Here is a 17487-nt window from a genome sequence, read left to right on the forward strand (position 1 = left end):
CCCCCCCCCCCCACGCCCAGAGGGTCCCCAGGAGTCCGGGCACCAGCACGATGGCCGGCAGGAGCCAGCTCAGGACGCTGTACCCCTCGGAGCCGATCAGCACGTTGAAGTTCGCCACGATCATCACGAACAGGATGATCAGTCCCACTGCCGCCAGGCCGGGCGCCACGGCCCGCGTCCAGAACGAGTACTCCGCGGAGAACCGGCGGAGGAAGCCGAGCACGGCCAGGGACGTCAACGCCATGAGCAGCACCAGTCCGAAGGCACCCATATTGGTCAACCAGGTGAAGAGCGTCAGGACCGGGAAGAGCGGATCATCGGAGCCGGCCCCGGCGAGGCCGAAGATGAGGATGACCACCAGGGCCACGCCGGACTGGGCCAGCGAGCCGGCCACCGGGGCACCCGAACGGCGCCCCGTCCGCTCCAGCCAGCCGGGCAGGACGCGCTCGCGGCCCAGGGCGAAGAAGTACCGGGCCACGATGTTGTGGAAGGCCACGAGGGCGGCGAACAGGCTGGTGATGAACATCAGGTTCGCCAGGGTCACGAACCACTCGCCGGCGTTCTCGGCGAGAAAGACGAACATGAGGTCGGGCCCGAACTCCTGGGAGCGGGCGATGACGTTCGAGGCGCCCTCTCCGACCACCATGGCCCAGGAGGAGAACGCGTAGAACAGGGCGATGACGCTGATGGCGATGAGCGTGGCGATGCCCGCGGTGCGGCGCGGGTCCTTGACCTCCTCGTTGTAGATGGCGCCGGACTCGAAACCCATGAAGGCGGCGATGGAGAAGGCGAGGGCCGCACCGACTCCGGTGGCGAACAGTTGATCGGGCACCAGGCCGTCGGCCGTCACGCCCTCGGGAGCGGCGCCGAAGGACATCACGTCGAAGATGATCACCACGAGGAATTCCAAGGCCACGACGATGCCGAGGACCTTGGCGGAGAAGTCCACGCGGTTGATGCCCATCAGGCCCACCACCACCCATGCCGCGAGGGCGCATACCCACCACGGCACGGAGAGGCCGGCGACTCCGGCCAGGAAGGAGGACAGGGCGAAGCCGAACATGCCGGCGATCCCGATCTGCATGCAGTTGTAGGCCACGACGGCCACGAGCGATGCCCCCACACCCACGGGCTTGCCGAGCCCTTTGGCGATGTAGGCGTAGAAGGCACCGGCGTTGTGGACATGCCGGCTCATCGCCGCATAGCCGATGGAGAACAGCACCAGCACCACGCCGAGCACGATGAAGGACAGCGGGATTCCGACGAGCGAGGTGACCGCGAAGTTGCTGGGCACACCTCCGGCCACCACGGTCAGCGGGGCGGAGGCGGCGATGATCATGAAGACCAGCGCGGGGATGCCGATCCGGCGCGCGCCCAGGCGTCCGCCATTGGCCAGGGGTGGCTGGTCGGTGCCCGGCGTGGTCCCCGGGTCACTGTGCCGGGTGGTGGTGGGGTGGGACATCGTCGTCTCCTGGGTCAGGACCGGCGGTGGGGGGATCCGGTGCCGGTGGGCCGTCCACGCCGGGCCCGGGTGCAGGTTCCGGCGAGGATTGCCACCAGACTGGCCCCACCGGGGGCCCGGCGGCTTGGCCCTGGGGGCACGGCCCTTGACGATCCGCGCACGACGTCGGCCGTGGCCTCAGCGGTGCGCGTGCCGGTACTGCGCCGGGGACTTGCCGTACTCGGTCCGGAACAGCCGCGAGAAGTGGGCCGGGTCCGCCAGGCCCCAACGGGCGCCGATCGCCCCGACGGGCGTGTCCCGGTGAAGGGGGTCCTGCAGGTCCCGGCGGCAGTGCTCGAGCCGGCGCTCGCGGATCCACCGGGCCACGGTGTGGTCCGTCCGGGCGAAGAGCTGGTGCAGTGCGCGGGTGGACAGATAGTGGGCGGCCGCGATCATCTCCGGTCCCAGATCTGGATTGGCCAGCTGAGACTCGATGAAATGGTGGACCCGGCGCAGCAGCCGAGCCTGCTGGGTGTCCTCGGCGCCCGGGCGCGAATAGAGTTCGTCAGCCAGGACGGTGGCCAGCAGATCCACGACGTTCAGTGCCAACCGGTGGCCGATCGGACCGTCCAGCGTCGGCAGCATCGCCCCGATCTGGGTGATGAACGGGGCCACCGCCTGGCCCAGGCGGTGGCCGGCGCCCATGGTGGTAGCTGTCAGCTCCCGGACGTCGTCGGCGGACAGCCCCGTGAGCTGGCGAGGGAACATCAGGACGAGGGTCGAGAAATCGTCGTCGAAGGACAGCGAGTAGGGCCGCTCCGTGTCGTAGATCGCCAGGTCTCCGGGCTGCAGGAGCGTCTCCCGCCCGTCCTGCACCAGCAAGCCGTGGCCGCTGACCTGGAGATTGAGCTTGTAGTACCCGGGTCCGGACCGCCCGATGAGTTCCGGAGTGCGGATCACGGAGTGGGGACCGGCGGTCACCCGCATCATGGCCAGCTCCCGGAGGTGCCGGCCCGCCAGCAGCCCGGAGAACCTCCGGGGACGCGCCTGCTCCGCCTCGAGCGGCACGAAGGAGTCAGAGATGAGCCGCCGCCACCGGACGAAGTCGGCAGCCGTGTCCTGCTGGTACATGGTGGACCTCCTGGAGACGGACGCGTGTGGCCCGGGACGGGCCCGGGTGCGGAAGGCCACCGGCCACCAGTCGACCGTCTGGATTGTGGTCCCGATCACGCTTGCAGACCACTGTAGGCGTCATCGCGCCACGCGTCACCGTTTTCCCTCCACGCGGAGGAAAACCGAGTCTCCCCCGGCGGTCCAGGCGGGACGTCAAGGTCACCCGGCCCGGACCAGAGCGTCAGCGCCCCGCGCGCAAGTGGCCCAGCTGGGCGGTCAACTGCCGCTCGAGGTCGGCAGGGCTCGTGGCAGCACGGTCGATGACCGCGGAGATCTGGCTGCCGAGCATGAAGTTCAGCAGCACATCGCCACTGGAGGGGATGTCCACCGAGGCGTCGAGATCGCCGGCCTCGCGAGCCTGCCCCATCCACGTGACCATCGAATGGCGCCATTGGGCCATGGAGGCGTTGTTGAGTTCACTGCCCCGCAGGTCATGTGCCGCCTCCTGCCAGAAGGAGATCACCACCCGGGCCTCGTCCAGCCGGTCCACATCCAGCGGCAGGACCTCGCGGCAGAACCCCTCGAGGGCCGCCAGGCCCTCCAGGCCCCGCGTGGCCACCGCCACTCGCCGATTGGTCCGGTCGAAGACGAAGGCGTAGGTCGCCTCGATCAGCTCGGCCTTCGTGGGGAAATAGGGCTTCAGGGAGCCATTGGCAAAACCGGCCTCCGCTGCGATCTGGCGCATGGTGGCCCCGGAAAGGCCCCGCCGGGCGATGATCCGCCAGGTCGCCTCCACCAGCTCCCGCTTGCGCTGCTGATGGTCCACCACCTTCGGCATCGCCGCCCCTTCCGCTTTGGTGCCGCGGCCCCACCGCACGAGCCGTGCTGCCGCCACCGTCGACTCGAACATTCTGCCACCGAGACCCGCCGTGACGAGCAGCAGACCCTTGCCACCGCTGCCGCCGGTGTTTATTCTCTACAACTGTAGAACCAAACGGTGAGCCAAGTCACCCTCCCTCACCCTCATCCATCTCCTCACCGCCCCTCACCGTCGACCCTCCGTTGACGTCCAGCCCCGAAAGGACCGGACATGACTGCCACCGATTCCGGCGCCCGCTCCCTCCCCGCCGAGACACCACCAGAGCCCGATTCGGACGCCTTCGCCCTGCAGACGCCCGAGGAGATCATCACCGTCCGGGACATCCTGACCGAAGGCGGCCTCTTCTCTGCTGCGGTCCGCATGGCCTACCTGGGCCTGATGGAACCCGCCCGGGACGCCGCGGCGGACGCGCCACTCGACCGCCGGTTCCGGGTGTTCCTGCTGGACACCGGGGGCGGCCCGTCCCGGGATGTCGTGGTGTCCACCACCCATCGGCGCATCGATTCCGCCCTCGAGCTGGACACGGCCACCACGGGCGAGTTGCCCGTCCTGGAAGAGGAATTCGAGGTGGTCGAGTCGGTCCTCGCCCAGGATCCGCAGTGGCTCGCCGCCCTGGAGAAGCGTGGGCTCCCCGTGGACGAGGTCCGCGTGGCCCCGCTGTCCGCCGGCGTGTTCGAGTACCCGGAAGAGAGCGGTCGGCGCATCCTGCGTGGACTGGCCTTCCACCAGCAGCACGAGACCGATTCCGCCTGGGCCCACCCCATCGACGGGCTGGTCGGCTACGTGGACGTGGCCCACCGTTCCGTGGACCAGGTCATCGACCTGGGCGTGGTCCCGGTCCCGGCCGAGCACGGCAACTACACCGATCCAGAGTTGACCGGCCCGGTGCGCACCTCGCAGAGGCCGATCGAGATCACCCAGCCGGAGGGCCCCTCGTTCACGGTGACGGGCGGCAACCATGTGGAGTGGGAGAAGTGGTCGCTGGACGTCGGATTCGACATGCGGGAGGGCCTGGTGCTGCACAACATCGCCTTCCAGGACGGTGAACGCCGGCGCACCGTCCTGGACCGGGCCGCCATCTCGGAGATGGTGGTGCCCTACGGCGATCCGTCGCCGATCCGGTCCTGGCAGAACTACTTCGACACCGGCGAGTACCTGGTGGGCCAGTGGGCCAACTCCCTCGAGCTGGGATGTGACTGCCTGGGGGACATCACCTACCTCTCCCCCTGGGTGGCCAACAACACCGGCGAGCCCCGGCAGATCAAGAACGGCATCTGCATGCATGAGGAGGACTGGTCCATCCTCTCCAAGCACACGGACCTGTGGAGCGGCGTCGCCTACACGCGCCGCAACCGCCGCCTGGTGATCTCCTTCTTCACCACCGTCGGCAACTACGACTACGGGTTCTACTGGTACCTCTACCTGGACGGCACCATCGAGTTCGAGGCCAAGGCCACCGGCGTCGTGTTCACCTCGGCCCTCCCGGACGGCCCCACGGACCACGCCTCCGAGCTGGCTCCCGGCCTGGGGGCACCCTTCCACCAGCACCTGTTCAGCGCACGCCTGGACTTCGCCCTGGACGGCGGCGTGGGCCGCGTGGTGGAGGAGGACGCCGTCCGGCTGCCCGTCTCGGAGCAGAACCCCCGGGGCAACGCCTTCACGCGCCGGCACACGGTCCTGGCCACCGAGCAGCAGGCCATCCGGGACGCCGACATGTCCGTGGGGCGTACCTGGGTGGTGACCAATCCCGAGTCCACCAACCGGTTGGGACGCCCGGTGGGCTACAAGCTGCACCCCGAGGGTCAGCCGACACTGCTGGCGGCCGAAGGCTCGTCCATCCATCGACGGGCCACGTTCGCCTCGAAGGCGCTCTGGGTCTCCCGGTACGCGGAGGACGAGCGATACCCCACCGGCGACTTCCCCAACCAGCATGCCGGCGACGGCGGCCTGCCGGAGTGGACCGCCCAGGACCGACCGATCGACGGCGAGCGGATCGTGGTCTGGCACACCTTCGGACTCACCCACTTCCCGCGGCCCGAGGACTGGCCGATCATGCCCGTCGATCACGTCGGCTTCCGGCTGCGCCCCGAGGGCTTCTTCGACCGATCACCCGTGCTCGACGTCCCGGCACCGGCCTCCGGCCACTGCTGCGTCCCGGGGGACGGCAGCGAGCCGTCCGGCGGCCCACAGGACAGCCAGGACCATGGCGGCTGCCACTCCCACTGAGTCCCGGCTCGCCGGAGCCGGGACAACGGACCGGGGCGCCGCCTCACGGCCGGGCGTCCGCACGGTCGCGGCGTCACGGACAGCCAGAGACGCCAGATCAGCCAGAACGGCCCGGGTGGCGACCTGGGTGGCCGCCGCCCTGGCCACCGGTTCCGTCCCCCTGCATGCCTGGATGCTGGTCTCCCATGCCCACGGCCCCGCCCTGACGGTGCTGATGGCGGCCATGGCGCTGTGGTGCTGCTGGTGCGGTATCAGAGCCGTCCGGTCCATCCGGGTCCCGGGCTCGGCGGCGGGGGCGCCCGGGCCGGGAGCGGCGTCCCTGCGCCATCTGTGGATCATGGCCCAGGCCATGGCCCTGCTCCACGTCGCCCTGCTCACCGGGTTCCCGGGCTCCGGCGCCCACCGGCACGGTGGCGAGCCGGCCGGCGTCGCCCCCGCATCCGGCCTCGGCGCCCCGGCCGGCACCCCCGGTGCCGGTGCCACCACCCAGGCCGGCTTCGGCGGGGTGGCGGAGCCGCTGCTCTGGGTGGTGGTGCTGGAGCTGGCGGTCTGCTTCGCATGCGCCGTGGCGCTGCGCGCGGGCCGCCTGGACGCCACCACCGCGCTCTCGACGGCTACATCTCCCGCGCAGCCAGCCCGCGGCCACACGTGACCACCGACCACCGACCACCCGAACCGTCTGCTCAACCTGTTCCACCTTGTCCTGTTCCACCTTGTCGAAAGGAACCGACCATGACCTCGACCCCTCCCTCCCCCGATAAGGCTCCGGGCCAGCCTCCTTCTGGGCCGGACGGGATGTCCCGGCCAGCATCCGGGCGGCCTCTGCTGCTGACGGGAGCGCGGATCTTCACGGCCGACCCCGAGCATCTTTGGGCGGATGCCCTGGCCGTGGCGGACGGGCGCATCCTGGCCGTGGGCACGGTGGCAGAGGCGGAACTCGCCGCCGGCGCGGACGCCGATCGTGTCGAGGCCCACGGCGCACTCGTCATGCCCGGCTTCTGCGACGTCCACATCCATCTCGGCCTGGGCGGACGCCAGCTGGCCTGGGAGCTGCCGCTGCTGCCGACCGACACCGCCGAACAGATCCTGGCCAAGGTCCGCGCGTGGAGCACCGACCGGGGGCCGGACGAGTGGATCGTCGGCGGGATCGTGGGGTCCACGATCATGGACACGCTCGCCAGCGTTGAGATGCTCGCAGCCCTGGACGAGGCCTCGGGCGGCCGCCCCGTCATGCTCCGGGACGACTCCATGCACAATCGCTGGGTGAACTCACGGGCCCTCACCCTCATGGGCGTGGAGGCGGACACCGCCGATCCCCAGGACGGCACCTACGTCCGCGACCAGGACGGGCGATTGACGGGCGTGCTGTGGGAGATGGCCTCGCAGGTGGCCGAGGCCACCGTGGCCGACGGGATCGAGGACCTGGAGGCCTATCTGCGCCGCGCGCTCGTGGAGGGCCTGGGTGCTGCGCACTCCTTCGGCATCACGTCCATGCAGGAGGCGGCGACCATGGAACCGACCCTGCGCGCCCTGCAACAGATGGATCAGGCCGGCGAACTCACGGCGTGGGTGGTGACCTCGATGCCGGCCCAGCCGTTCCTGGAGCCCGGGCCGGTGGGTCCGGAGTTGTTCGAGGCTGCCGCCCAGTACCGCAGCGAGCATGTCCGCCCGGACTTCGCCAAGTACGTCCTCGACGGGGTCCCGATGACCCGCACCTCGGCCATGCTGGCGCCGTACCGCTGCTGCACCGACCAGCACTCGCGTGAAGATCGGGGCCACCTGATCTGGGATGCCGAGGAGCTGCGCGCTTCCCTCGCGGACACCGTCGCCCGCGGACTGGGAGCGAAGTTGCACGCCACCGGTGATGCCGCGGTGCGATTGGCCCTGGACGCCGTCGAGCACGTCCGGAGCCTGCATGGCGGCGAACCGCGCTTCCACGTGGCGCACGCCGAATACATCGCCCGCGAGGACCTGCCGCGCTTCGCCGCCCTGGACGTGGTCGCCGACGCCTCGCCGTACATCTGGTACCCCTCCGTCATCCAGTCCTCGATCGCCCAGCAGGTCACGGCGGAGGTGTTCGAGGACAGCTGGCCGATGCGGGACCTGGTGGACTCCGGAGCCGTGGTGGCCGCCGGATCGGACTGGCCCTGCGCCCTGCCCAGCCCGGATCCATGGGTGGGGCTGCAGACGATGGTCACGCGGCGCAGCCCCGACGGGTCCCGGCCGGGGGCGCTCAACGCCGGTCAGGCCTTGAGCGTGGAGGAGGCCGTTGCGGCGTTCACCCGGGAGCCGGCACGCGCCATGGGCCTGGGGGACGTCACCGGGCGTCTGGCGCCGGGGCTCTCGGCCGACTTCATCCTGGTGGACCAGGATGTCTTCGCCGTGGATCCGAAGCAGATCCATCACACGCGGGTGCTGCAGACCTGGTTTGCCGGCCGAACGGTGTACACGGCCGCCGCAGCGGCCGCGGGGTCGGCCTGATCTTCCGGCGGGGTCAGAACGGGGTGACGCCGGTGATCGCCGCGGCGGCCTTCTCTCCGATGAGGACGGCGGGGGCGTTCGTGTTGCCGGTGGTCACCTGCGGCATGATCGAGGCGTCGGCGACCCGGATCCCCCGTAGTCCGTGCACGCGGAACGTCTCCGGATCCACCACCGCCTCCTCGCCGGTGCCCATGGCGCACGTGCCGACCTGGTGGTGATACGTGGTCGTCGTGTTGCGGATGTACTCCACCAGTTCCTCGTCGGAGTCCCCGACGCCGGGACCGGGGAAGATCTCCGCCGCGCCCCAGGCGGCGAGGGCCGGCCGGCGGGCGATCGACCGGCATTGGCGCACTGAGAAAAGCATGGCCTCGAGGTCGGCACGCTCGGTGTAGGCGCCGAGGTCGATCCTGACCGGATCATCGGCGCCGGGCCCGGACAGGGTCAGGGACCCGCGGGAGTCCGGCCGCACCATGCCCGCGAGCAGGGAGAATCCCTCCTCGGGGCCTTCCATGAGTTCCCCGGCCGTGTTCGTGTACATCGGCACGGAGAAGAAGATCGGCTGGGTGTCCGGCATGGGGCTGTCCTCGCTGGATTTCGCCCAGTAGTGCACCTGCGCCGCCGCCACCTCGGGTGCGGGCAGAGGCTCCCCGGTGGTGCACACCACCGGTACCAGCAGGTGATCGTGAAGGTTCTGCCCGACGCCGGGCAGGTCCAGTTCCACCTCCACGCCCACCTCGCGCAAATGGGCGGCCGGACCGACCCCCGAGCGCAGGAGCAGCTCGGCCGAGCCGATGGCCCCGGCGGTGAGGACGACTTCCCGCGCGGAGTAGACGGCCTTCTCACCGTCGCGGCTGAGTTCGACGCCGGTCACGGCTCCGTCGTCGAGCACCAAACGGTGTGCCCGGGCGCCGGTGACCAGTGTCAACCGAGGGTGGTCGGCGATCGGCTTGAGGTAGGCCCGCCACGTGTTGAACCGGACGTTGTCCCGCAGGTTCAGCTGCATCCAGCCCACGCCCTCAACGGAGCCCGCGTTGTAATCCGGGTTCTCCGGCACGCCCTCCTGGACCGTGGCGTCGTACATGGCCTGTTGGATCGGGTGGCGGGGATACTCGGTGGTGACGTCGAGGGGCCCATCGTGGCCGCGGGTCCGCGCGTCCCCGTCGCGGTAGGCCTCGATGGCCTGGAAATACGGCAGGACCTCGTCCCAGGACCAGCCCGTGCAGCCATCCTGGGCCCAGGCATCGAAGTCCCGCCGATCCCCGCGGACCCAGATGGTGGCGTTGAGGGCGTGGGATCCGCCCAGCACCTTGCCGCGGGGCAGGTGCACCCGGCGGCCGTTCAGCTCGGCCTGCGGCTCCGTGAAGTAGTTCCAGTCCACGTCCGAGCCCCAGAGGAACCCCAGCCGAAAGACGTCGTCGATGTCCGGATTGAGGTCATGCTCTCCAGCCTCCACCAGCGTGACGGAGTGTCCGGCGTCGAGCAGGCGGCGGGTGAGGACGCAGCCCGCCGATCCGGCTCCGATCACCAGGAAGTCGGTGGTGGCTGGCGCGGTGGTGCTCTCGGGCATGGGTGGACTCCATTCGACATCAGGCAGGGTCGGGCAGGGTGATAGCCGTCACCGTAGGGGATGGCCACCACGGAGTGATTGACGCTCCGTGCACGAGGGCTGACGATCCGCGCACAACGCCGGCCCGGCACAGAACCGGGCGTACAACCCAGGGATGGAAGAATGGCCGCATGCCTGAGTCTTCCGCGCCGCAGTCGGCCTCCTCCGCCCAGCCCGCTTCAGCCCAGAGCCCGTCTGTCGCGGACTCGTCATCGTCTTTCGGCTTCATCGCCGGAGGGCGCAGGTCCCTGGCTGACGCCGGCATCCCGCTGGGTCCGCTGGACGGCCGCTATCGCTCCGCGGTGGAGGGATTGGTCGAGCACCTCTCCGAGGCCGCCCTGAACCGCAACCGCCTGCACGTGGAGGTCGAGTGGTTCATCCACCTCGCGCGCCACCAGGTGCTGCCCGGGCTCACGCCGCTGCACGAGGCACAGGAGGCGGGCCTGCGCCGGATCGTCACCAGCTTCGGCCGGGACGGCGTCGCCGAGCTGGCGGCCATCGAGAAGGAGACGGTCCACGACGTCAAGGCCGTGGAGTACTACATCGGCCGCCGGCTGCCGGACCTGAAGCTGGAACACCTCACCCCGCTGGTCCACTTCGCCTGCACCTCCGAGGACATCAACAACCTGTCCTACGCCGTGGGCGTGCGCGACGCGATCCTCGAGGTATGGCTGCCGGCCGCGCGGGCCGCCGTCGGGACCCTCCGCCAGATGGCCGAGGCCGCCGCCGGCACTCCGATGCTCTCCCGCACCCACGGGCAGCCGGCCACGCCGACCACCCTGGGCAAGGAGATGGCGGTGTTCGTGCACCGTCTGGACCGCCAGGTGACGCGGATCGAGCGCCAGGAGTACCTGGGCAAGATCAACGGCGCCACCGGCACGTACGCCGCCCACCTGTCCGCCGTCCCGGACGCCGACTGGCAGGACATCTCCCACACCTTCGTGGAGCACCTCGGCCTGACCTGGAACCCGCTGACCACGCAGATCGAGTCGCATGACTGGCAGGCCGAGCTGTACGCGGACATCGCGCGCTTCAACCGCATCCTGCACGGTTTCTGCGTGGACGTGTGGAGCTACATCTCCATCGGCTACTTCGCGCAGATCCCGGTGGCCGGTGCCACGGGTTCCTCGACCATGCCGCACAAGGTCAACCCGATCCGCTTCGAGAACGCCGAGTCCAATCTCGAGCTGTCCAATGCCCTGCTCGACTCCCTCGGCGCCACGCTCGTGGAGTCCCGCTGGCAGCGCGACCTGACCGACTCCACGTCCCAGCGCAACATCGGCAATGCCCTGGGCCACTCGGTGCTCGCCCTGTCCAACGTCACCAAGGGCATGGGCCAGCTCAAGGTCGCCGACGCCGTGCTGGCGGAGGACCTGGACCACAACTGGGAGGTCCTCGGCGAGGCCGTGCAGACGGTCATGCGCGCGCAGGCGATCGCCGGCGTGGAGGGGATGGACAACCCCTACGAGCGCCTCAAGGAGCTCACCCGCGGCCGCCGCGTGGACGGGGAGCGGATGCGCGAGTTCGTCCAGGGCCTGGGCCTGGAGCCCGACGCCGAGGCTCGCCTCATCGCCCTCACCCCCGCCTCCTACATCGGCCTGGCCGAGGAGTTGGCCCGCGGGATCTGACCGGGTGCCGGCACGGACCCGGCACCCGGACGAATCAGGTCCTGGGGTGCCAGCGGTCCGGCCTCCGGCCCCTCCCCGGTAGGGGGCCGGTCGATACCTGTGGGTGATGTGGCCGGTGCGGCCGCGTCCCTACCTTCACAGGGTGAACCTCAACAACGACCTCACTCTGATCAACGGCCCGGCACAGCGGCCCCGGCACCTCGGGCACACGGCCGAGGCGACCCCGCCGACCGGTCGCGATACCGGCATCGACCTGGTGCGGGCGTTCTGCGTGGTGGTGGTGGTGCTGCTGCACGCACTGATGGCCGGTGTCACGGTGGGCGGGGCGGGCCCTGAATTCGTCAACACGGCCGAGGGCGCGGCGTGGTTCGCACCCCTGACCTGGGTCGTTCAGGTGATGCCGCTGTTCTTCGTGGTCGGCGGTTTCGCCGGTTCGATCGCCTATCGCCGCCTCAGGCACCGGGGCGGCACGTCCGTGGACTTCCTCGCAGGGCGCGTGCACCGGCTCCTCCTGCCGGCGGTGTTCTCGGTCGGCGCGGCCGGGGTCGGCCTGGCGATGCTCGCAGCCGGAGGCGTCCCCGCCGACCTGGTGCTGACAGCGGGATTCCGGTATGGCCAACCACTCTGGTTCCTTGCGGTCTTCCTGGTCTGCCAAGCGCTGTTGCCCGCCCTGGTCACCGCCCACGACCGCGCCCCACTGGGCAGCATCCTCGGGCTCACCGCAGCCGCAGTGGCCGTCGAGGTGCTGCGCACGGCCACCGGCCTGGAGGAAATCGGGTTCCTCAATCTCGCCTTCGTCTGGCTCACCCTGCAGCAACTGGGGTTCTTCCTGGCCGACGGGCGCCTGGACGCCCTGGGCCGCCGCACCCTGGTTGTCGCCGGCATGGGCGCCATCACGCTACTGACCGGGTTCTTCATCACCGGGATCTTCTCGCCGGACCTCATCGAGAACCTGAATCCACCGACGCCGGCCCTCCTCCTGGTCGGCGTGGCTCAGACCGCCCTGCTCTCCCTCGTCCGCCCCACGGTGACGCGTCTCAGCACCCGCCCCCGTATCGCTGCGGTCACGGATTTCATCACGCCGCGCACCATGACCATCTACCTCTGGCACATGCCCGTGCTGCTGGTCATGGCCGGCTCCACGGCATGGGTGGCGATGGGCACGGGCGTGGTACTGCCCGAACCCTCCAGCGCCGCCTGGTGGCTCACCCGCCCGCTGTGGCTGGTCATCGCCGCCGTTCTCACCACCGCGGCAGCGTGGGCCCTGGCGGCCAACGAGCAACGCCGGATGCCGCCGCCCACGGCCTCGGGTGCCCGCGCGGTGCAAGCCGTCCTGGCCGGACTCGCGTCCGTGGCCCTCCTGCTGGTGGCCGGCACCACGGTGCCGTCCGCCACGGCCGCGGTCGGCCTGCTCATCGTGGCCCTCCGCCGGATCCGCCGGTAGGAGGGCGGTGGCGGATGCGCCTATCCTGAGGGTGAACGGGGGTCTCGGGTGTCCTGCACGCCTGCCCCTCTCAACGGTCACCGACGGTCCGAGTGACAGCACCCCGCCCGCGGCACACTACAGACGTCAAAGGAGGGACGGGCATGATCGAGGCCCCCGAGGCGCCGGCCTATCTCGATTCGCTGCTGTTGATACTTGACCTGTCGGGCGTGTTCTTCTTCGCCGTCTCCGGCTGCCTGCTGGCCGCCCGGCGGCAGTTCGACATCATCGGCTCGGTGTTCCTGGCCTTCCTGGCCGGGCTCGGCGGCGGTGTGGTGCGGGACCTCATCATCGACGACGGGGTCCCCAACGCCTTCGCCAACCCGTTGTACCTGATCCCGCCCGCCGTGGCCGCGGCGCTCGTGTACTTCCGGCTCATCACCCAGGGTCGCCTGCGCCGCACGCTGCTCGTCTTCGATGCGGCCGGCCTGGCCCTCTTCTGTGTCACCGGCACGCGCACCGCGCTGGCCGCGGGGATCGAGCCGGCCATGGCCATCCTGCTGGGCGTGGCCACTGGTGTGGTCGGCGGCCTGCTGCGGGATGTGGTGGCCAATGAGGTCCCCGAGATCTTCAACCGCCATGGCCTCTACGCGGTGCCGGCCCTGTTCGGCGCCGGCCTGAGTTCGCTGCTGTGGACGCTGGATATCTTCAACTGGCTGACGGCCGCCCTGGTGATGGGGGCCGTGTTCGCGTTCCGTGTGATCTCGTTGCGCCGCCGGTGGGTGGCCCCCAACGCCGCTCGCAGCACCGGGTCCTGAACCGGCGTGAGCAACGTCGGCAGGTAACCTTCGATCAACATCCCTATACCTATGGAGATAGTTATACTAGGCTCGATTCCGTCAGCGTGACCGGGACCACAGCGGAACCGGTCACGCGGCACCAAGCCAGCCCGGCCGACGTCGGGCCCGTCCTCCGGGAGCAACCGGACCGCACGGGCCACGGCCCCCGAACATCCGAAGGATCCGCATGAGCTCCCCGAACCCCACCCCCACCGCCTCCGGCCGCCCCTCCGTCATCACCGATCCGTCCCTGGAGATGACCGGCAAGGACAAGGACATCGACGCCCTGCGCGAGGCGGCCCCGCTGATCCCGGCCGGCACCCGCATCAACGTGACATTCCTGGGCAACGAGGACCTCGGCATGCGCGTCAAGGCCTCCACCGCCGCCAAGGAGTTGGGCTACGTCCCGGTCCCGCACATCTCGGCCCGCCGCCTGACCTCCGAGGCCGAGCTGGTGGAGTTCCTCACCGCGCTGCGGGACCAGGTCGGTGCCACCCACGCCTTCGCCGTCGGCGGCGACCCCTCGGAGCCGATGGGCCCCTACGGCGCCTCGGTGGACCTGATCACCTCCGGCCTGCTCAAGGAGTACGGCTTCACGGACATCTCGATCGCTGGCTACCCCGAGGGCCACCCGGACATCTCCGACGCCCAGCTCTGGGACGCCCTCGAGCGCAAGTACGCCTCCCTGCAGGAGCAGGGCCTCAACGGCACCATCCTCACCCAGTTCGGCTTCGACGTGGACCCGGTGCTGGCCTGGGTCAAGGAGGTCCGCCGCCGCGGCATCGACCTGCCGATCCGCATCGGCGTCCCCGGCCCGGCCGGCATCAAGCGCCTGCTGACCTACGCCTCCCGCTTCGGCGTCGCCACCTCCGCGGGCATCGCCAAGAAGTACGGCTTCTCCATCACCAACCTGCTCGGCACCGCCGGCCCGGACAAGATGATCCAGGACCTCGACGCCGGCCTGACCCCGGCCGAGGGCGACGTCAAGCTGCACTTCTACACCTTCGGCGGAACAAAGACGACCGCCGAGTGGATCAAGGAGTACCAGGCGAAGCACTGACAGCTGTGCGGGCAGAGATCCCCAGTGAACTCTGCCCGCACAGCGCCGGCGGGGGCACCCCCGGACCGCTCAGGCGGGACGGTGCAGGCTCGGGCGGTAGACGAGCTCCTGGGTGCGGCTGTCCAGGGTCCGCGCCTCGAGCAGCTCGAGGTCGAGGTCGCCGGCTCCGGCGAACACCGGCGCCGTCCCCGACTCGGCCGTCAGCACGGGGTAGACGGTGACCTGCAGCCGATCCACCAGTCCGGCGGCCAACAGCGCCCAATTCAGGGACAGGCTGCCGTGGGAGCGCAGTGGCACCTCGGACTCCCCCTTGAGCCGGGCGACCGCCGCTACCCCGTCCTCGGGCACGAGGGTGGCCTGCGGCCAGTCCAGCGGTTCGGAAAGGGTCGAGGAGATGACGTACGCGGGGCAGTCGACCATGCGTGACACCCAGGGATCGCGGACCTCGTCCTGCGGGCCGGCGGCCGAGAGCATCCCGACGAACTCCCGGAACGTCGTGGCGCCGAAGACCATCCGCTGTTCCGGCGCGAAGGAGGCGAGCCGGCGCTCCAGCAGTTCGGGACCCTGCTGTCCCCAATATCCGCCCCAGTCCCCTGGCGGGCCGTAGGAGCCGTAGCCGTCCAGGCTGGCGAAGATGTCCCAGGTGTACGTGGCGGTCATGGCGGTCTCCTGCACAGTGCGGATGGGAAGCGGGTGGGGTCAAGATTCCGTCCGCGGGCCGTCCCGGCACAAGGCGCCGGGGGCGGCGGGTTGCTCCTAGAGTGGTCTCATGCGCGCCGCCCTCCCTTCCGCAGCCCGGCCGGCCCTGATCACGATGACGGCCCTCTGCCTTCTCCTGAGCGTCGCCGGGTGCGGCGGTCCGGGAGGCACCGAGGAGGTGGTGGGGGCCTCGACCCCCACACCGGCCGTCACGGCGGAGGCGACCAGCATCTTCCAGCTCTCCCCCGGCCAGTGCTTCGACCGGCCCGCCGCCGAGGGGCTGTATGAGGTGGCGGTGGTGCCGTGCGAGGTGTCCCACGATCTGGAGATGTACGCCCTGTTCCAGCTGGATGACCCGGCCTGGCCGGGCGAGGCCGCGGTCCACCAGCAGTCGGACGAGGGATGCCGCGAGCAGTTCGTGTCCCTCACCGGCACCGAACCGGCGCAGTCCGATCTGGGCTACACCATGTACACCCCCTCCGAGGGGTCCTGGTCCGAGGGTGACCGCCAGGTGCAGTGTGCCCTGGAGCTCAACAGCGGCGGCCGGATGATCGACTCGCAGATGACCGGCCCTGCGGCCAGCCCCGCAGCCGGCTCCGGATAGGGCGCGCGCCTCAGCCCGCCGCACCATCCAGATACCACCGGTACCTCAGTCGCAGCGCCCGCTCGGTACTGCCGGCCACAGCTCCGGCCCCGAGCGCGATCGTGAGCCACAGCGGCAGGTGCACCGGCGAGACGAAGGCCCCGATGCTCTCGGCCACGGGCGGAATGGCGGTCAGCTGCTCTGCCAGCTCCAGCAGGACCAGGACGACCCCGATGCCGATCAGGATCAGGGAGATCACGCCGATCCAGCGGCTCCACACCGGGTGCGACCTATCGAAGCGCGCGCGGCGCCCCTCGGCCGAACGAGAATCCGGGACCAACTGGCGGGCGCCCTCCTCGGTGACGTAGTGGCAACGCTTGAGCCCGAAAGCACTCGTGGCCACCTCAATGACCCCACCGGGGACGGGGAACACGGCGGGCGTCTTGGCCTCGGCGTGGAGCCGGCCGTCGAGGTAGAGACGGGCCATGACCTCGCCGGTCTTCGCATCGCCGAGATAGCCGACGCTCACGGCATAGTCCATCGGCCGGCCGTTCTCGCCGGGGGCCCGCAGGTGCATGAGGCCGCGACTGAGCAGCTGCCACCAGCGAAAGCGTTTCAGGGGACGCCCGTCGCCTGGTTTCACTCGCTTGGTCAGGCGATCCCGCCGCCAGTCCTGGAACATGCCTTGCCCTCCTCCGATGCCGGGCCGCCGTCGTGCCGATGACGATCCCGCGTCCCCTGCACCACGTTTGTAGCACAGCGTGTTAGTCCTGCGCTGAAACCGTAGCACAGCGTGTGGGAAGAGTGCGAGAATAGGCCGATGGCATCGAAGGACACAGCAGACATCGGCACCCGCGAGAGGATCATCATCGCGGCCGCGGAGATGGTCTCCGAGGACCCGCGTGCCCGGTTGAGCGTGCGCGCCGTGGCCGCACGGGCCGGCATCAGCACCGGCTCGCTCCGCTACCACTTCCCGACCCAGCGCGAACTCCAGGACACGGTCCTGCAGACCATCTACGAGGTGGTGGCGCCGGACGACCGGATCAGAGACCGCTCGCTACCGGCCCGGGACCGCCTCGTCGGCTGCCTGCGGAACATCCTGGCACCGGCCGGCGTCGGTCAGGAGGCCCGGGACGGCTGGGCCATCGTCTTCCGCACGTTCATCGAGCCGGATCCGACCGACGAATCCGACTCGGCCTACCAGGCCCTCTGGCGGGAGGCACAGCACCGTGTGGAGTACTGGCTCTCCGTCCTGGCGGAGGAGGGCGTCATGCCCGCCGGCGACCCTTCGGCCCGCGCCCGGTTTCTGATGACCGTGGTCAACGGCCTCTCGATCGAGCGCGCGCTGCCGGCGGAGGACTCCCTCCTGGCCGAGGAGACCGCCACCCTGTATCTGGCCGTGGATGCGGTGCTCGCCTCGCCGCCCTCCTGACCCACAGGACGCCAGAGACGACGGCGGCGCGGCCTGACCCGCCCAACGCCAAAACAACGGCGGCGCCCCACCTGCG

The 17487-nt window shown here is 70.2% G+C and carries 15 protein-coding genes; 9 read left to right on the forward strand and 6 right to left on the reverse strand.

The genetic code is table 11. From position 1 onward, the window contains the following. The 3 genes from RUH65_RS11285 to RUH65_RS11295 all read right to left on the reverse strand — a co-directional run. The coding region (locus tag RUH65_RS11285) for an APC family permease (protein WP_313817523.1) at positions 1-1462 on the reverse strand (1462 nt) is incomplete at its 3' end. 177 nt (positions 1463-1639) lie between these two features. Beyond that, entirely contained in the window at positions 1640-2572 is a 933-nt protein-coding gene (locus RUH65_RS11290; RefSeq protein WP_313817524.1) for a helix-turn-helix domain-containing protein, read from the reverse strand. 223 nt (positions 2573-2795) lie between these two features. Further along, positions 2796-3464 carry a TetR/AcrR family transcriptional regulator gene (locus RUH65_RS11295; protein WP_313817525.1) on the reverse strand — a complete coding sequence of 223 codons (669 nt, stop codon included), beginning with the start codon at positions 3462-3464 and terminating at the stop codon, positions 2796-2798. Between the two features lie 180 nt (positions 3465-3644). Between RUH65_RS11295 and RUH65_RS11300 the strand changes: the two genes are divergently transcribed. From RUH65_RS11300 to RUH65_RS11310, 3 genes are all read left to right on the forward strand, one after another. Then, positions 3645-5660 (forward strand): primary-amine oxidase, encoded by a 2016-nt coding sequence (locus RUH65_RS11300; protein ID WP_313817526.1) that lies wholly within the window; start codon positions 3645-3647, stop codon positions 5658-5660. 115 nt (positions 5661-5775) lie between these two features. Continuing rightward, positions 5776-6312 carry a hypothetical protein gene (locus RUH65_RS11305; protein ID WP_313817527.1) on the forward strand — a complete coding sequence of 179 codons (537 nt, stop codon included), beginning with the start codon at positions 5776-5778 and terminating at the stop codon, positions 6310-6312. A gap of 80 nt (positions 6313-6392) precedes the next feature. Continuing rightward, positions 6393-8141 carry an amidohydrolase gene (locus RUH65_RS11310; protein WP_313817528.1) on the forward strand — a complete coding sequence of 583 codons (1749 nt, stop codon included), beginning with the start codon at positions 6393-6395 and terminating at the stop codon, positions 8139-8141. Between the two features lie 13 nt (positions 8142-8154). On the opposite strand, the gene RUH65_RS11315 is transcribed toward RUH65_RS11310, so the two are convergent. Continuing rightward, positions 8155-9708 (reverse strand): GMC family oxidoreductase N-terminal domain-containing protein, encoded by a 1554-nt coding sequence (locus RUH65_RS11315; RefSeq protein WP_313817529.1) that lies wholly within the window; start codon positions 9706-9708, stop codon positions 8155-8157. Between the two features lie 170 nt (positions 9709-9878). Here RUH65_RS11315 and purB point away from each other — a divergent pair, with 170 nt between their 5' ends. The 4 genes from purB (at position 9879) to RUH65_RS11335 (ending at position 14697) form a co-directional block, all read left to right on the forward strand. Beyond that, entirely contained in the window at positions 9879-11375 is a 1497-nt protein-coding gene (purB, locus tag RUH65_RS11320) for an adenylosuccinate lyase (RefSeq protein ID WP_313817530.1), read from the forward strand. Between the two features lie 142 nt (positions 11376-11517). Continuing rightward, positions 11518-12819 (forward strand): acyltransferase, encoded by a 1302-nt coding sequence (locus RUH65_RS11325; protein ID WP_313817531.1) that lies wholly within the window; start codon positions 11518-11520, stop codon positions 12817-12819. A gap of 143 nt (positions 12820-12962) precedes the next feature. Next, a complete protein-coding gene (locus tag RUH65_RS11330) occupies positions 12963-13616 on the forward strand; it encodes a trimeric intracellular cation channel family protein (RefSeq protein ID WP_313817533.1) in 654 nt (217 codons plus the stop codon). 208 nt (positions 13617-13824) lie between these two features. Next, positions 13825-14697, forward strand: a complete 873-nt coding sequence (locus RUH65_RS11335; RefSeq protein WP_313817534.1) for a methylenetetrahydrofolate reductase — start codon at positions 13825-13827, stop codon at positions 14695-14697. A gap of 69 nt (positions 14698-14766) precedes the next feature. Here RUH65_RS11335 and RUH65_RS11340 read toward each other — a convergent pair whose 3' ends face one another. Beyond that, positions 14767-15357 (reverse strand): dihydrofolate reductase family protein, encoded by a 591-nt coding sequence (locus RUH65_RS11340; RefSeq protein WP_313817535.1) that lies wholly within the window; start codon positions 15355-15357, stop codon positions 14767-14769. 109 nt (positions 15358-15466) lie between these two features. Here RUH65_RS11340 and RUH65_RS11345 point away from each other — a divergent pair, with 109 nt between their 5' ends. Continuing rightward, positions 15467-16000: a septum formation family protein gene (locus RUH65_RS11345; protein WP_313817536.1), complete on the forward strand. Its 534-nt coding sequence runs from the start codon at positions 15467-15469 to the stop codon at positions 15998-16000. A 10-nt stretch (positions 16001-16010) separates the two neighbouring features. On the opposite strand, the gene RUH65_RS11350 is transcribed toward RUH65_RS11345, so the two are convergent. Then, positions 16011-16661: a hypothetical protein gene (locus RUH65_RS11350; RefSeq protein ID WP_313817537.1), complete on the reverse strand. Its 651-nt coding sequence runs from the start codon at positions 16659-16661 to the stop codon at positions 16011-16013. A 138-nt stretch (positions 16662-16799) separates the two neighbouring features. Between RUH65_RS11350 and RUH65_RS11355 the strand changes: the two genes are divergently transcribed. Next, the gene (locus tag RUH65_RS11355; RefSeq protein ID WP_313817538.1) at positions 16800-17411 is read left to right on the forward strand and encodes a TetR/AcrR family transcriptional regulator; all 612 of its coding nucleotides are present in this window, start codon (positions 16800-16802) and stop codon (positions 17409-17411) included. Positions 17412-17487: the final 76 nt, after the last annotated feature.

Origin of the sequence: Citricoccus sp. (assembly GCF_032154715.1) — a bacterium.
Classification (GTDB): Bacteria; Actinomycetota; Actinomycetes; order Actinomycetales; family Micrococcaceae; genus Citricoccus.

Coding starts and splice junctions, on each gene's coding strand:
- RUH65_RS11350 (WP_313817537.1), bottom strand. CDS start 16,661: ATGTTCCAGGACTGGCGGCGGGATCGCCTGACCAAGCGAGTGAAACCA.
- RUH65_RS11330 (WP_313817533.1), top strand. CDS start 12,963: ATGATCGAGGCCCCCGAGGCGCCGGCCTATCTCGATTCGCTGCTGTTG.
- RUH65_RS11300 (WP_313817526.1), top strand. CDS start 3,645: ATGACTGCCACCGATTCCGGCGCCCGCTCCCTCCCCGCCGAGACACCA.
- RUH65_RS11310 (WP_313817528.1), top strand. CDS start 6,393: ATGACCTCGACCCCTCCCTCCCCCGATAAGGCTCCGGGCCAGCCTCCT.
- RUH65_RS11340 (WP_313817535.1), bottom strand. CDS start 15,357: ATGACCGCCACGTACACCTGGGACATCTTCGCCAGCCTGGACGGCTAC.
- RUH65_RS11335 (WP_313817534.1), top strand. CDS start 13,825: ATGAGCTCCCCGAACCCCACCCCCACCGCCTCCGGCCGCCCCTCCGTC.
- RUH65_RS11345 (WP_313817536.1), top strand. CDS start 15,467: ATGCGCGCCGCCCTCCCTTCCGCAGCCCGGCCGGCCCTGATCACGATG.
- RUH65_RS11295 (WP_313817525.1), bottom strand. CDS start 3,464: ATGTTCGAGTCGACGGTGGCGGCAGCACGGCTCGTGCGGTGGGGCCGC.
- purB (WP_313817530.1), top strand. CDS start 9,879: ATGCCTGAGTCTTCCGCGCCGCAGTCGGCCTCCTCCGCCCAGCCCGCT.
- RUH65_RS11315 (WP_313817529.1), bottom strand. CDS start 9,708: ATGCCCGAGAGCACCACCGCGCCAGCCACCACCGACTTCCTGGTGATC.
- RUH65_RS11355 (WP_313817538.1), top strand. CDS start 16,800: ATGGCATCGAAGGACACAGCAGACATCGGCACCCGCGAGAGGATCATC.
- RUH65_RS11290 (WP_313817524.1), bottom strand. CDS start 2,572: ATGTACCAGCAGGACACGGCTGCCGACTTCGTCCGGTGGCGGCGGCTC.